The 14,304-nt window shown below is 60.4% G+C and carries 13 protein-coding genes; 2 read left to right on the plus strand and 11 right to left on the minus strand.

Going from position 1 to position 14,304, the window contains the following annotated elements:
• Window positions 1–7: 7 nt before the first annotated feature.
• Together KPG71_RS15950 and KPG71_RS15955 are read left to right on the plus strand one after the other, a co-directional pair.
• The gene (locus tag KPG71_RS15950) at window positions 8–1,423 is read left to right on the plus strand and encodes an MmgE/PrpD family protein (protein ID WP_216339129.1); all 1,416 of its coding nucleotides are present in this window, start codon (window positions 8–10) and stop codon (window positions 1,421–1,423) included.
• Window positions 1,424–1,443: 20 nt separating this feature from the next.
• Window positions 1,444–2,793 (plus strand): MmgE/PrpD family protein, encoded by a 1,350-nt coding sequence (locus KPG71_RS15955; RefSeq protein ID WP_216339130.1) that lies wholly within the window; start codon window positions 1,444–1,446, stop codon window positions 2,791–2,793.
• 15 nt (window positions 2,794–2,808) lie between these two features.
• On the opposite strand, the gene KPG71_RS15960 is transcribed toward KPG71_RS15955, so the two are convergent.
• From KPG71_RS15960 to KPG71_RS16010, 11 genes are all read right to left on the minus strand, one after another.
• Window positions 2,809–3,633, minus strand: coding sequence for an MBL fold metallo-hydrolase (locus tag KPG71_RS15960; protein WP_216339132.1), 825 nt, complete (start codon window positions 3,631–3,633; stop codon window positions 2,809–2,811).
• A gap of 72 nt (window positions 3,634–3,705) precedes the next feature.
• Complete coding sequence (locus tag KPG71_RS15965; RefSeq protein WP_216339134.1) at window positions 3,706–4,605, minus strand: LysR substrate-binding domain-containing protein; 900 nt, start codon at window positions 4,603–4,605, stop codon at window positions 3,706–3,708.
• Window positions 4,606–4,832: 227 nt separating this feature from the next.
• Window positions 4,833–6,332, minus strand: coding sequence for a 3-hydroxyacyl-CoA dehydrogenase NAD-binding domain-containing protein (locus KPG71_RS15970; RefSeq protein WP_301182912.1), 1,500 nt, complete (start codon window positions 6,330–6,332; stop codon window positions 4,833–4,835).
• On the minus strand, window positions 6,329–7,495 hold the full coding sequence (locus tag KPG71_RS15975) for an acyl-CoA dehydrogenase family protein (RefSeq protein ID WP_216339138.1): 1,167 nt from the start codon (window positions 7,493–7,495) through the stop codon (window positions 6,329–6,331). The genes KPG71_RS15970 and KPG71_RS15975 overlap by 4 nt, the downstream gene beginning before the upstream one ends.
• On the minus strand, window positions 7,495–8,202 hold the full coding sequence (locus KPG71_RS15980) for an SDR family NAD(P)-dependent oxidoreductase (RefSeq protein ID WP_216339140.1): 708 nt from the start codon (window positions 8,200–8,202) through the stop codon (window positions 7,495–7,497). Before KPG71_RS15980 ends, KPG71_RS15975 begins: the two co-directional genes overlap by 1 nt.
• Window positions 8,195–8,965, minus strand: coding sequence for an enoyl-CoA hydratase/isomerase family protein (locus tag KPG71_RS15985; RefSeq protein WP_216339142.1), 771 nt, complete (start codon window positions 8,963–8,965; stop codon window positions 8,195–8,197). Before KPG71_RS15985 ends, KPG71_RS15980 begins: the two co-directional genes overlap by 8 nt.
• The gene (locus tag KPG71_RS15990) at window positions 8,965–10,578 is read right to left on the minus strand and encodes a class I adenylate-forming enzyme family protein (RefSeq protein WP_216339144.1); all 1,614 of its coding nucleotides are present in this window, start codon (window positions 10,576–10,578) and stop codon (window positions 8,965–8,967) included. Before KPG71_RS15990 ends, KPG71_RS15985 begins: the two co-directional genes overlap by 1 nt.
• A 10-nt stretch (window positions 10,579–10,588) precedes the next feature.
• Window positions 10,589–11,368, minus strand: coding sequence for an enoyl-CoA hydratase-related protein (locus KPG71_RS15995; RefSeq protein WP_216339147.1), 780 nt, complete (start codon window positions 11,366–11,368; stop codon window positions 10,589–10,591).
• Between the two features lie 240 nt (window positions 11,369–11,608).
• The gene (locus KPG71_RS16000; RefSeq protein ID WP_216339149.1) at window positions 11,609–12,376 is read right to left on the minus strand and encodes an ABC transporter permease; all 768 of its coding nucleotides are present in this window, start codon (window positions 12,374–12,376) and stop codon (window positions 11,609–11,611) included.
• 3 nt (window positions 12,377–12,379) lie between these two features.
• On the minus strand, window positions 12,380–13,207 hold the full coding sequence (locus KPG71_RS16005; RefSeq protein WP_216339151.1) for an ABC transporter ATP-binding protein: 828 nt from the start codon (window positions 13,205–13,207) through the stop codon (window positions 12,380–12,382).
• Between the two features lie 364 nt (window positions 13,208–13,571).
• Entirely contained in the window at window positions 13,572–14,090 is a 519-nt protein-coding gene (locus tag KPG71_RS16010) for a hypothetical protein (protein ID WP_216339152.1), read from the minus strand.
• Window positions 14,091–14,304 lie beyond the last annotated feature (214 nt).

Below are 14,304 nucleotides of genomic sequence, written 5' to 3' on the forward strand. Positions count from 1 at the left end.
AACCCCCATGAGCACCACCTTGCAACCGAAGACACCGGCCCCCGAAGCCCATCAGGACATCGCCGAGGATTTCGCGCGGGTCACTGTCGGCACGCGTTTCGACGATATCGACGAAGCGTCCCGCGACCGCGCCAAACAAAGCATCATGGATACGCTCGGCGTCATGATCGCGGCCAGTTCGCTGACACCCAAGGTCAGGGCCATTACCGATCTGACCCTCGAAATGGGCGGTCGGGAAGAGGCCTCGATCCTCGGGTTCGGCGGCAAGGTTCCGGCGCTCAACGCGGCCTTCGTGAATGGCGCCATGGCGCATTGTCTGGATTTCGACGATCACGCACCCGAGGGGCACCATCCCAGCAGTTCGATCGTACCGGCGACCTTTGCGCTGGCAGAGCGTCGCGGCACCCTGTCCGGCAAAGAGATGATCGCCGCCACCGCCATCGGCCACGACATGTTCCTGCGCATCCGCCGGAACGTGACATGGAAACAGGACTGGCACCTGACAACCATCGTAGGGGTCTTTTCCGCAGCAGCCGCTGCGGCGCGGGTGATGGGGCTGAACCATGCGCAGACGGTCAGCGCCCTTGGCATCGCCGGCAATCAGGCGTCAGGGACGATGGAACTGGCCTATGGCACCGGAAGCGAGCTGCGTGGCATGTATGCGGGGTTCGTATCCAAGCAGGCCACTCTTGCCGCGTTGATGGCCGAACGGGATATCGTCGGGCCAGGCAGCATGCTGGAAGGGCCCGCGGGATTTTTCCAGACCTATCTGGACGGGGTTTATGACCGCGACGGTATGCTTGCCGGGCTGGGGCAGGATTTCACCGGCCACGCCGTCCAGTTCAAGGCATGGCCCTCTTGCGGGCTGACCCATTCCTATATCCATGCGACGGCCCGGCTGATGGCCGAGCGGAACCTGACGCCGAATGATATCGAAAAGATCGTCGTGCATGTTGGCGATTTTCAGGAACGGCTGTGCACCCCTATCGAAGACCGGCGCGCACCCAAGGTGCCCGTCGACGCCAAGTTCAGCATTCCCTACTGCGTCGCGGTGGCGGCGGTTCGCGGCACGGTCGGGCTGGCCGATTTCACCGAAGAAGCCCTGACCAACCCCGAGGTGCTGGCCGTTGCGGAAAAGATCACCGCCGAGTCAGACCCCTCTGGCAACTGGGCGGCCCGCCTGCCCTTCGGGCGGATCACCGTCACCACGAATGACGGCCAAACCTTCGAGCAGATCGGGGATAACGTGCCCGGCGAATCCGAGGCACCGATGGACTGGACCTATATCGAGCAGAAGTTCCGCGAGGCGGTATCCTTCTCGATCAACCCGGTTCCGGCAGATCGCGTTGACCGCGCCGTCACCCTGATCCGCGATCTCGAAAACGCCGAAGACGCAACCGAAATCATGCGCCTGCTTACCTGAAATCCGCAAAGGATCGTCTTATGGATCAGACCACACGCGACCTTGCTGAACGTGTCGCAGCCATCCGTTTCGACACCCTGTCGGAAACCGTCATACACGAGACCAAGCGCCGCCTGCTCGACAGCGTCGCTTGTGCCGCCGGTGCCTTCGACTATCCGCTTTCCGCGAAGATGCGTGAATTCGCAGACCGGCAGCGTGCGACGGCCCCGGCGCGTGTTTGGTTCACCGGCGCACCCAGCACCACCGATCTGGCAGGTTTGGCGAATGGCACGATGGTGCGCTATCTCGACCTCAGCGATACGATCCTCAGCAAGGCAGCAGGTCATCCCAGCGATATGATCCCCGCCCTTGTCGCCCTGGCCGAGGCGACGGGAGCGAGCGGTAAAACACTGATTGCCGCCATTGTGGCCGCATATGAGGTCTTTGGCGGGCTCTGTGATGCGGTGGCCTTTCAGAAATCCGCCGTCGATCAGTCCACCGGTGCCGCCCTGGGCGCGGCGGCAGGGGCAAGCCGCATTCTGAACCTCGATGCCGAACCAACGGGCCATGCCCTGGCGCTGGCGTTGACTGCGAATGTCAGTCTTTACAATGTGCGACAGGGCGCGCTGTCGGATTGGAAGGCACTGGCAGGTCCGAACGGGGCGCGCAACGGTGCCTTTGCCGCGGAACTGGCCGCCACCGGCCTGACCGGGCCGAGCGGGGTTTTCGACGGACCGACCGGGTTCAAGGACATCGTCGGCGCTTTCGACTTCGCACAAGCAGGCGATGCGCCGCAGCGGTTGCTCAATACACATCTGAAGGCCTATCCGGTCTGCTATCATGGTCAGTCCGCTGTCGACGCGGCCATGTCACTGGCCGGCAAGGCAGCCCCCGAAGACATCCGGGCGGTCACGGTCGAAACCTATGACACGGCCTTTCGCATGATGGGAAACGATCCAAGCCGATGGGCGCCCCCCAACCGCGAAACCGCAGATCACAGCATTCCCTTCGTGGTCGGCACTGTCCTGAGCACCGGCAATCTTCGGGCCGACGATTATCGTGCCGAACGCCTTTCGGACAGTGGCCTGCTCGCCTTTCTCAAGAAGATCGAGGTAAAACCGTCCGAGGCATTCTCGGCGCAATATCCCAAGGAAGCCAGATCGAAGATCACGGTCGAGACAATGGACGGGGCGATGATCCATGCCGAAACCATCCAGCCCACCGGACATTCCGAGAACCCGATGAGCGACGACGCCCTGATGCGCAAGCTGAACACGCTCTGGCCTGCAAGCCTGGGCGACAATGCCGCACAGGTGGCCGACACGATCTGGCGGCTCGAGGACCTTCAGCACGTCGGAGAACTGGTCGACGCGCTCTGCGTCAATGCCTGAACGCAAAGCAGCCGGTCACGCCACCAACCGCCACGCATCGTCTTCATCAGTAACGACACGACCGTCGGACAGCAGCTTTTCCATATGCGCCATAAGGTTCTGTCCGGCGGCCCAGATGGATTTTTCGTGGGTCTGGTGCGGATAAATCCGCTGAACCAGCCCGACGAGATCCTTGGGGCCGCTTGCCAATGCCTCCAGAATGGCGTTTTCGCGCCGGATGCGCAGATCGAGCAATGCCGCGCAATAGGTCCTCGGGCCCTGCATGACCGGCCCATGCGCCGGAAGCAGAACCTGATCGTCCCGCGCTATCGTTTCCCGAAGGCTTTGCATGTAATCCGCCATATTGCCTTGGGTGGGTGACACGATGCTGCTGGACCATGTCATGATGTGATCCCCGCTGAAGAAAATCCCGTCGGACGGTCGCAGGAAACAGAAATGGTCCCGTGTATGGCCGGGCGAGGCCACAGCTACAAGATCGCCGATGCGGCCTCCATTCTCTAGCAAGATATCGGCATTGACGACAGACCCCACAGGCGGCAGGGGCGAGGCATGGATCGGCGCATCCGAGGCCGCCCGCAACGCATTGGCCGCCCCGACATGATCGCCATGCCCATGACTGACCAGAATCGCACTGATGCGCCCACCGGTTGCTGCCATGATGGCATCGACATGCGCTGGCAGGTCCGGGCCCGGATCAATGACAATCGTTCCACCTTCGGCTTCGACCAGATAGGTGTTCGTTCCGTGATAGGTCATGATGCCCGGATTATCGGCGACGATACGCTGCACGCCTTCGGCGCAGACCTGAGCCAGCCCGTATTCAGGAACGGGTTCGGCCATAAACGGGATCGTCCGGCTTGTTTTTCGCGCATGTCTCAAGATGAAGCCTGCTTCTGTTCCTGCCTCGTGATGTCAGCGATCCGCCGACAATTCCCTGACGGTGGCCACGAAGTTCTGCAAAAGCGGATCTTGCGATCCGCGTTGCCAGATCAGCCTGAACTGGCTGTGATAATTGATGTTTCTCAGCGGCATGACATGGATATCGTCGGGATAGATGAGGCTGGGCGAGACCACCACCAGCCCCACGCCCATCCCTACCGAAATCAGGTTGATCTGCGTGTTTATGTTGGAAACCTGCTGCACGATCCGCGGGCGAAACGGAAAATAGGCATTGGCCATCGAAGGCCCGACGACAATGAACCCCTCGCGCTCGAAATCCGCGAGATCAAGCCCGTCGTTTCTCGCCAAAGGGTGGTCTCGTGGCAGGGCGATACCGATCCCGCCTTCTTCGAGCACCATGGAATTGAGTTCCCCGATCGCATCCGAATGCGGGATCGGCATGGTGCTGTCCGGTGAATCCTGCGCCACATAAACGAAACCGGCGTCGATCTTGCCGGATCGCACCTCTTCCATCTGCGTGGTGCTGGGAGTTTCCGTCAACGTCAGGTCCGTATCGGGATAACGCACCCCCATCTGCTTGATCGCCTCACGGAAAAGCGGATGGCGCAGACCGAGCGACCCGTATCCGATGGTCAGCAGGCCCAGCTTGCCCTCGCCCACCCGCTTCGTCATCTGCACCGCCTTTGAGACATCCTCCATAATGGTCCGCCCATGTTTCAGAAAGGTCTCGCCCGCCGTGGTCAGCGCGACTTTCTGCGCTACGCGTTCAAACAGCTTGACGCCAAGCTCGGTTTCGAGATCGGCGATGGTCTGCGATACGGCGGGCCGCGTCACCGACAGCACGTCGGCCGCCCGACCGAAATGCAACTGCTCTGCGGCGGCCACGAAATACCTGATATGGCGCAGTTCCATGCGCGGCTCCTCTTATCCAGGAGGGACGCCACCATGCTGCGCCCGGACGAACCATTGTTGGGCCGATCCGCCCTGCACAGCCGCTTGTGACGCGACTCTGAGCACCATCTTGCCTTCTGCGCGCATCGCCCGCAATTCGATCATCGCATCGGCGAATGCGCCAGACGACGGAACCGCCGCGTGTGCGCCAGCACGCCAAATATGCGAGCTGGAAGGCAAGTTTGGCGTTACGCCGCGCCCTCGCGTTGTTTGGCCACATAAGCCCGCCGCGCCGGGTGATAAGCGATGTTCCCAGTCGCCGCCTGAATGGCCGCTGACACATCGTAATGCCGCGCGAGCCCGCCACGGGTCACGCGCTCGATCGGGCCGTCGGGATACCCCAGCCCCATGCAGCAGGTCTTGTCCATGTCCTCGGCGGTGGCAAGCCCTTCGTCAAGGAAGCGCAGCGCGTCATTGTATTTGGGACGAACCAGCCGATCCACGATCCGGCCCGGCTGATCGGCGCAGACGACCACGTCAAAGCCCGCCACTTCGAATACCGCTCGCGCTGCGGCCAGCGCCTCGGGCGTGGTATTGGGCTGTCGCACCAGTTCTATCAGGTTCGAGGGCGCATCGTTGCCGTTCCGATAGCGGGCGAAACCCATCGCGTTCGAGCCTTCACGGCCCATGTCCTCGCCCGTATGAACGCCAAGGCATTCGGTGTCGAGTTCAACCAGAACAGCCGTTTTCGAGGTGTCTTCGACATATCCGCCACCCAGATGGATCGTGACATCGCCATTCGCGATCCCTCCGTCCATACCTTCAGGGAATGAGCGGCTCTCGTTCGTGCTCACCACGGTGAAACCGGGCGCCTCGCTGGCCTTTTCCAAGGTCAGGCCGGTCAACAACCCCTGCCCCGATTTGTTGCCGAGCTTGCCCGCCGCAACCATACGGCGGCACAGCGGCGGAACGGAGGCGCGCTTGTCCAGCGTGATCGGATAGAACGCCTCGCCCAAACGCACCTGCGTATCGAGCCCGATCAGGTCAAGCAGCGTGCAGGGGCCCATTTTATAGCCCAGTCCCGACTTGATCGCGAGGTCGATATCCTCGGGCGTGCAAAGCCCGGCCTCGATCGCGCGGATCACATCGTTGTTGAACGGCACCAGAAGCGCGTTGAGGATAAAGCCCGGTTTGTCCTGAGTTTCCACAGGGATCTGTTTGCAAGCCTCTGTCCAGGCCCAGGCGGTCTGGAACGTCTCGTCCGAGGTGTTGATGCCACGCGACATCTCGATCAGCTTCATCACCTGCGCAGGCAGGCAGAAATGCATACCCACGACACGATCGTCCCGGCCCGAGCCGCCGGCAATCTCGGTGATCGACAGCGTCGAGGTGTTGGAGGCAAAAATCGTCTCGTCCTTGCAGATGCCGTTCAACTTGCCGAACAACTCCTTCTTGACGTCGAGATCCTCGAAAATCGCTTCGATGATCAGGTCGCACTCGGCCAGATCGTTCAGATCGGTGGTGTCGGTCATCCGGGCCAGCGTGGCATCGGCATCGTCCTGACTCATCCGGCCTTTCTCGACCGATTTGCCAAAGAACTTTTCAGCGCTCCCGCGCTGGCGCTTCAGCGCCTCGTCCGACATGTCGAAACACAAGGTCTCGTATCCGCCACGCGCCGCGACGATTGCTATGCCGGCACCCATTGTGCCCCCTGCCCCGCAGATGGCGACTTTTCTGATATGCGTCATTTTTGAATAAAACTCCGTCCGATAAGTTGGCGGTGAACCTGGTTGGTCCCTTCCCAGATCTGGGTGATCTTGGCATCGCGCATCAGCCGTTCCGCACGGTAGTCACGGCAATAGCCATAGCCACCGTGGAACTGCACGCATTCGGTGGTCATCTTCATCGCCAGATCAGAGGCGCGCAGCTTGGCGAGAGAGGCCTCCATGCCGAAATCGGACTCGCCGCTATCGACCAAATCGGCCACGTAATCGAGCCATTTCTCGACCATCAACAACTCGCCCGCGAGGTCGGCCAGCGTGAACTGGTTGCCCTGGAATTCAAGAACCTTCTTGCCGCCCTGCACGCGTTCGTTGCCATAGGCCACCATGTCCTTGAAGGCCGCGCGCGCAATCCCGAGCGCATGGGCGGCGACCGACGGGCGCGACCGGTTGAGCGACCCGAGCAGGATTTTCAGCCCATCGCCTGGTTCGCAAAGCAGATTGGCCCGCGGCACGCGCACATTGTCAAAGGCCAGCGCGCAGGTGGACGAACCGTTATGCCCCATCTTCTTTTCTTTCGAGATGACGCTGAACCCTTCTGCACCCTTTTCGAGGATCAGGGCTGAAATCGCTTTCTTCGGGTCTTCGATCTCCGACCACTTGCCGAACACCAGATAACGGTCGGCCACGTCGCCGTTGGAAATGAAAATCTTGTTGCCCTTCAGAACGATATCGTCCCCGTCCGGCGTGAAGGATGTTTTCATGCCGGTGGCATCCGATCCGGCGGTGGGTTCGGTGATTGCAAGCGCACCCAGCCCGCCCTCGGCAATACATGGAAGCAGCCGCGCACGCTGTTCGTCGTTGCCGTATTCGATCAGCGGCTTCATGCCGTGGTAATTCGTGGCATAGATGATCCCGGTCGAGGCGCAGGCCTCGGAGATGATCGACACGATCTCGAGATAAAGCCGGAAGCGCATCGGCATCCCGCCATATTCTTCGGGAACGAAAACCGCGTTCAGACCGAGCGAATTGATCGCCTCGACATTCTTCCAGGGGAATTCGCCAGTGGCGTCGATATGTTCGGCATTCGGCGCAATGACTTCGTCGGTCATCCGCTGCACCTGATCGAGGATCGCTTGTTCGTCGTCGTCCCATTTGCGCGACTGGAGGACGCGTTCATACATATTCATCAGTGATTCATCCCTTGTCCACCGTCGATGTAGATGGTTTCGCCGGTCAGAAAGCCGATCTGTTCGCTGAATATGGCGGCTACCAGCCGGGCAACGTCTTCGGGCTGACCCGGCGCACCGGTCGGAATGCGCTGCGCCATCCATGCCTTGACCTTCTCGCGGGCGAGGAAATCACGATTGAGGTCGGTTTCGATATAGCCCGGTGCCACGTTCATGACGCGAATGCCATCGCCCGCCCATTCCACCGCCATGCAGCGCGTCATCGCGGCAACCGCCGCCTTGGAGGCGCAATAGGCAAGATTGTCGGGCACGCCCAGCTTGTCGAAGAACGAGCCGATATTGACGATGGTCCCGCCCCCATTTGTGCACAGATGCGGATAAATCTCGCGGGCCGCCACCATGACGGCAGTGGTATTGAGCGCGATGGTCTTGTCGAAACTCTCAACCGTCAGCCCGGAAATCGGGCCACCGATATGCACACCCGCATTGTTCACCAGCCCGGTGACTGGCCCGCGCGCGGCGATCTCGGCGAAGGCCGCTTTGACCGCGCCTTCATCGGTCATGTCACAAGCGATCTGATGGCCCACCGGGCCGCTGCCCGAGCGCGACAAACACACGACAGAGTAGCCACGATTTTCCAACTCGGCGGCGATGGACGCGCCGATCCCCTTGGACGCGCCGGTTACGACGATTTGCGCTTTAGCCATCCTTGAACTCCGGTTTGCGTTTCCCTTCGAAGGCGGCCATGCCCTCTTCGGCATCCTCGGTGCGATAGGCGAGCGTCGAAAGATCGGCCTCGACACGCAACCCCTCTGCCAGCGGCAGGTCGGTGGCCCTCTGCACGGCGCTGCGGGCGAAGCCCAAGGCCGGAAGGCTGTACCGCGTGAAACGTCCGGCAAAGTCCAGCCCGGCCTCCATCAGATCGCCCTCGACCACCGCGTTGACCAGACCGATGCGCTCGGCTTCGTCGGCCTTGACGTTGCGCCCGGTCATGATGATCTCAAGCGCCCTGCCCTCACCGACGAGACGCGGCAGGCGTTGCGTACCGCCATAGCCGGGGATCAGCCCCAGTTTGATTTCCGGCAAACCAAAAATCGCATTGGCCGAGGCCAGCCGGAAGGTACAGGCCATCGCCAGTTCGGCACCGCCGCCAAAGGCATAGCCGTTCACAAGCGCCACGGACGGCACCGGCAGCGTATCCAGTTTGGCAAAGACCGACTGACCCAGTTCGGCACCGCGCAACTGGTCCATCAGCGGGCGGTTGCGCAATTCCTTGATATCGGCCCCGGCACAGAACGATTTCTCGCCCGCGCCGGTGATCAGCAGGGCGCGCACGCCCTGCATGGCCGCCACCTCGTCAAAGGCGGCCCCGATGTCGCGGATAATGTCGAAACTCAGCGCATTCAGCGCCTCGGGACGGTTCAGGCGCAACACGGCGCAATCGCCGGTCCGTTCCAGTTCTACGGTCATCACGTCTTCTCCTTGTAGCGAATGGCCTCGGGGCACAGCTCCTCGCGCTGCACCATCTGGGTCAGCTCCCGCTTGAGCACCTTGCCACTGGCGGTCAGGGGCAAATCCTCGACCGCAATGAACCATTCGGGCATGTCGAATTTGGACAACCCCTCTCGCGCCAGATGCGCCAGGGTTTCTTCGGCGGTCAGATCACCAATCACCGCAAGGCACACTTTCTCGCCCAGCCGGTCATCGGCAATGCCGAAGGCCGCCGCCTTTTCGACGCGCGGATGCGTCAGCACACAGGCTTCGATCTGCGAGGGATAGATATTATGACCACCGCGAATGATCAGATCCTTGATCCGGCCCTCGACCCGCAGATTGCCGTGCCGGTCGAACGACCCCAGATCGCCGGACAAGAGATAACCGTGCTGATTGAACGTTCTCTCGGTCGCCATCTGATTGGCGTAATAGCCCAGCATCATTGCGGCGCCACGCCCGCCGATTTCACCGGACTGCCCGCGCGGCAATTCCCGGTCAGGGTTTTCGGGGTCCCATATCCGGGTATCGTACGCCGGACCGCCCCGGCCGCATGTCTGCATCAACACTTCGATGGAATCGCCCGGATGGGTGTACTGGTGCGACGAACATTCGGTCATTCCATAGACATTCTGCGGGGCAATCCCTTGATCCAGGAAACCACGCGCTACGACCTCGGGTATCGGTGCCCCGGCCATATAGAAAGTCTGAACCTGCCCGATGCGCCCTGCCCCCGTCTTTTTCTGCGCGGCAAGGATATCCATGGCATGTGTCGGAACGCCCAGCACATAGGTTGCCCCACTCTCGACGATCCACTCGAAACGATCCATGCCTGCGGGCGCATCACCGGTAACGAACTGCCCGCCGCAGACCAGCCACTGCGCCGCCGCCACCCAGGCGATATGATGCGACAGCGGGCTGAGCGTCAGGATCACGGCCTGTTCGTCCAGCGCCCAGTCATTGACAAGATCGCGGGCATTCGCCAGCAGCGTGTTGCAGGAATGCATGACGCATTTGGGCTTGCCCGTGGTGCCCGAGGTAAAGGCCAGATAGGCCACGCTGTCGGGGTTCGAATGCGAGGCGTAGTCAACCCGTGTGATGTGCTTGGGCAGATCGTCGGCCTTGTAGACCTTTTTCAGAAACGGCAACTCCGCCAGCATCGCGTCGAAATCCTGACTGTCGCGATCCGCGCCCCAGCCCGGTTCGGTCAACAACGCCTTGCTTTGCAATTCGGTCAGCAGATCCACGATCTCGGCGCAGGTATAGGTGCGGTGCAGCGACGGGTTGCAGGCAATGCCTTCACGCGAACAGGCCAGAAAGGCGATGATCGCTTCGGCCTTGTCCGACAACCAGATTGACATGCGGTCACCGGCCACAAGTCCGCGATCGGCCATGTTGTCGGCCAGCGCGTCGACCCGCGCCTTGAGGCTGCGCCAGTCAAGCATCTGCCTGCCATCCCGCAGCGCTGGCGCATCGGGGCGCTGTGCGGCGTGATCTGCCACCAGACTATAAAACGTATCCGTCTGCCAGTGACCCGCCTGATAATAGGCTTGGGCCGAAGCGGGATCGTGCAACGTCAGAATCGGTCTCATCGCATTCCCCTCAGCCACCGATCTTCGACGGGTCCGGCTTGCGGCGTTCGCCGAAGCTCGCGTTCAGTTCCTTCTGCTCCTCAGTACCAAGGTACTGGCTGAGCAAAAGATCGTGGGTAACGCGCGACAGCCCGCCCACGCCACCGTGACGGGCATTGAATGCCCCCTTGACCGAGGCCAGCGCGAACGCGCCGCGCTCGGCGATCTCCAGAGCGTATTCCTTTGTCTTTTCTTTCAGCTGGTCATCAGGCACGACACGATTGATCAGCCCGATGCGCTGTGCTTCGTCCGCCTTGATCTTGGGATTGGTAAACCAGATGTCCTTGGCCCGCTTCTTGCCCACGAGATCCTCGAGATACCATGTGCCATACCCGGCATCGAACGACCCCATCATCGGGCCGACCTGACGGAACACCGCGCTTTCCTTGGCAATCGTGACATCGCAAACCATCTGCAAGACGTTACCGCCGCCCACGGCGAAACCGTTCACGCTGGCGATCACCGGCTTCTGGAGCTTGTCGATGGCTTCATACATTTCCAGCGTCGGCAAAACCCCGGCATAAAGCTTGGAGTCTTCCATCCCGTCCTTGCGGCCACCGATGCAGAAAAACCGATCACCCGCACCTGTCAGAACAACAACGCGCGTCCGGGTTTCACGCCGGATACCCTCGATGCAATCGCGGATCTCGTGGCACATGGTCTCGGTGAACATGTTGCCGTCATCAGGGCGGTTCAGCGTGATGATCCCGATCGGACCGTCTTCTTCGTAGGTGATTTCCTTGAAACTCATTTGCGTCTCCTCCGCCGGATCAGGTCCGAAACCGTCCGGTCCTGTTGATATCTGGTGCCACAACATGGGATCGCGCGCCCTTGGCGCCCCTCCTGGATGCGGCATCATGCGGAGGGCGGATCCCGTTCTCGTCTGGAAAGCTACGCAATTTGCGTGCCAATTTACATCTCAGCGCCAACACTATGGGGCATGTCGCGACATCACGCGACATGCCCCACAAGCGCAACCGGGATAACCGGCCTAGATCGAGATCTCGCGCCCCTCCTGGGCTTTTTCCCACGGCATCGCCACCCGCGCCAGAAAACTGACCGCCATGTTCAACAGGACCGACATGGTGATGATCGCGACCAGCGCCGCAAAGACACCCGCCGTGTTGAACTGGCTCGATGCGTGGGACAACAGGTAACCAAGGCCGCGATTGGCCGCGATCATCTCGCCGACGATTGCGCCGATCATCGCGTAAGGCACCGACAGGCGCAAACCGGTAAAGACCCAGACGATGGCGGAGGGCAACACCACCTTGCGCATCACGTCTCGCTCGTTCGCGCCCATGAGGCGCATGATGTTGACCAACTCGGGGCTTACGCTACGCACCCCTGTGTAAGTGTTCAGGAACACAAGGAAAAACACGATGGTCGCAGTCAACAGGATCTTCATCTCGATCCCGATCCCGAACCAGATGATGAACAACGGCGCCAGGGCGATCTTGGGAATACTGTAGAACGCCATGATGAAGGGGTTCAGCAGTTCGGCCAGCTTTTCCGCCCTCCCCAGCACCAGGCCGATCGACATGCCCACGAACGCGCCCAGCAGAAAGCCCGCGACCGCTTCAAACGCGGTAATTCCCGCATGGAACAGAATCCGGCCATCGAGCAGCCAGTTCCAGAACGTGACCGCGATGTCCGACGGAGAACTGACGAGGTATTTTTGAATCAACCGTCCCGAGGCAAACTCCCAAAACAGCAGGAAAACGGCCAGAATACCCAGCCTTGCAAGTATCATCTTCATAACTCAGTTCTCCCCTTCTTCGTTCGCCGGCGCCATTTCATCCCAAAGACGGGCAGTCAGTTCGGCGTATTTCTGGTTGTGTCTGATGCTGAACAGGTCGCGTTCCGCCGGCAGCGGGATATCCAGAACCTCGCTAATCGTGCCGGGACGGCCCGAAAAGACGACACAACGGTCCGCCAGCGCGACAGCCTCATCCAGATCGTGTGTCACGAACAGGACAGTCTTGTTCAGTTGAGCGACAATCCGGCGGATTTCCATCTGCATTCGCAGACGCAACTGCGCATCCAGCGCCGCGAACGGTTCGTCGAACAGCAAAGTCTCGGGATCGTAGGCCAGCAACCGCGCCAGGGCACAGCGCTTGCGCATACCGCCCGACAACTGGTTGGGATAGTTTTCTCCAAAGCCCGCCAACCCGACAAGCTCCAGAAGCTCATCGACCCTGTCCTTGATTTCACCACGCGACATCTTGGCGATTTCCAGTGGAACGGCGATGTTCTTGGCCACCGTCCGCCAGTGCAGCAGGTGATCGCTTTGGGTCATGTAGCCGACCCTGTGATTGTACGGCTCTACCGGCGTACCGCGATAGGTTACCGACCCTTCCGTCGGGGGAAACAGGCCCGCGGTCATGTTCAGCAACGTAGACTTCCCGCATCCCGAGGGACCGACGAGCGTCAGGAATTCGCCCTCATGGACCGACAGTGAAATGTCACGGACGGCCTGCAACTTGCCAAAGGACTTGGAAACGCCCTCGAATACGACCAATGGCTCGTCAGGCACCGCCCTCGGGCTTTGCCGTTGATCGACAGTTTGACCAACTGTTTCTTGTTGCATCTTCTAAATCTCCTCCAATGTCGACCTCTCTGACGAGAAGTAACGGTTCATCTCAGGACGAAACCGCAATTGCTGTGCCAAGATCGGAACCCGAGGATCTTCGCCGCCGGTGTCATCTGAACAAGTCCTTTGATTGTCGCATCTAAAATCCTTGGGCTTCTGTCCCCTGCACGACCAGCAAAAACAAAGCTCGGACACCGGACTCAAGAAGTATGGAGAATAGCGTGTTCAAACGGGATCGTGCCGCTGAACGTCCCTGTTTTCAAATTCAGTATCACTCAATACAGGATCATTCGCCCCAAAAAGAAAACCCGCCGCGCGGGAGGGGCGCGGCGGGCCATGATGAGCCGAAATACCGTTCTTGTCAGTCTTCGATCCGCTCCACGACTTCCATTGCGTAAGCATTGGTCAGGGCTTCATAGAAATCACCCTGCGAGGGCGGAATGACGATCCAGTTCTCGGGAACATCGACTTCACCCGAGGTTGCGCTGACCTTGAGCGCATAACTGCCCGTGGCCGACGAGGAATCGCCCGTTTCGGTATTGGCCGCGCCTTTGGCGGGGAACGTGGTGATGGTGCCCTCGAGCTGGTTGAACTCACCCGTATCCGGCAGGGTGGTTTCACCATTGATCGCGACCTTGTTGATCGCGACCACGATGCGCGGCTCCCCGGACTGGTCGTCAATCGTAAGTTCCGAGGCAATCGCCTCGCCGATATCTTCCGACAGGGTCGGCCAGAACTCGAGCGCATTGCTGTTCTCAAAGGCGCTCAGGTCCGTTTTGACCTCGACATCGGACAGGGTTTTTTCTTCGGCGGCGAGCGGGGCAGCGACGGCGGTAAGGGCCAAACCTGCGCAAAATGTGGTGCTCAAAAGACGTTTCATGACGGTCTCCTTTTTTGTACTTCACGGAAGCGCCGATTGGGCATAGTGCCCGGCCCTTCCGCCTGTGAGGCACCAACGCCCGCTGCCGCCTTTGGTTCCCGAAAGGCACAGACAAAACAGGTGAGAAGGCAGATTATTTGTTTTTTATCAATATAATAGAATGTACTCGGCCCAGCCGCTTAGCGGGTATTCCTGCATCAGCAGATGGTGATAT

It is taken from the genome of Roseovarius sp. PS-C2, assembly GCF_018862045.1.
Lineage (GTDB): Bacteria > Pseudomonadota > Alphaproteobacteria > Rhodobacterales > Rhodobacteraceae > Roseovarius.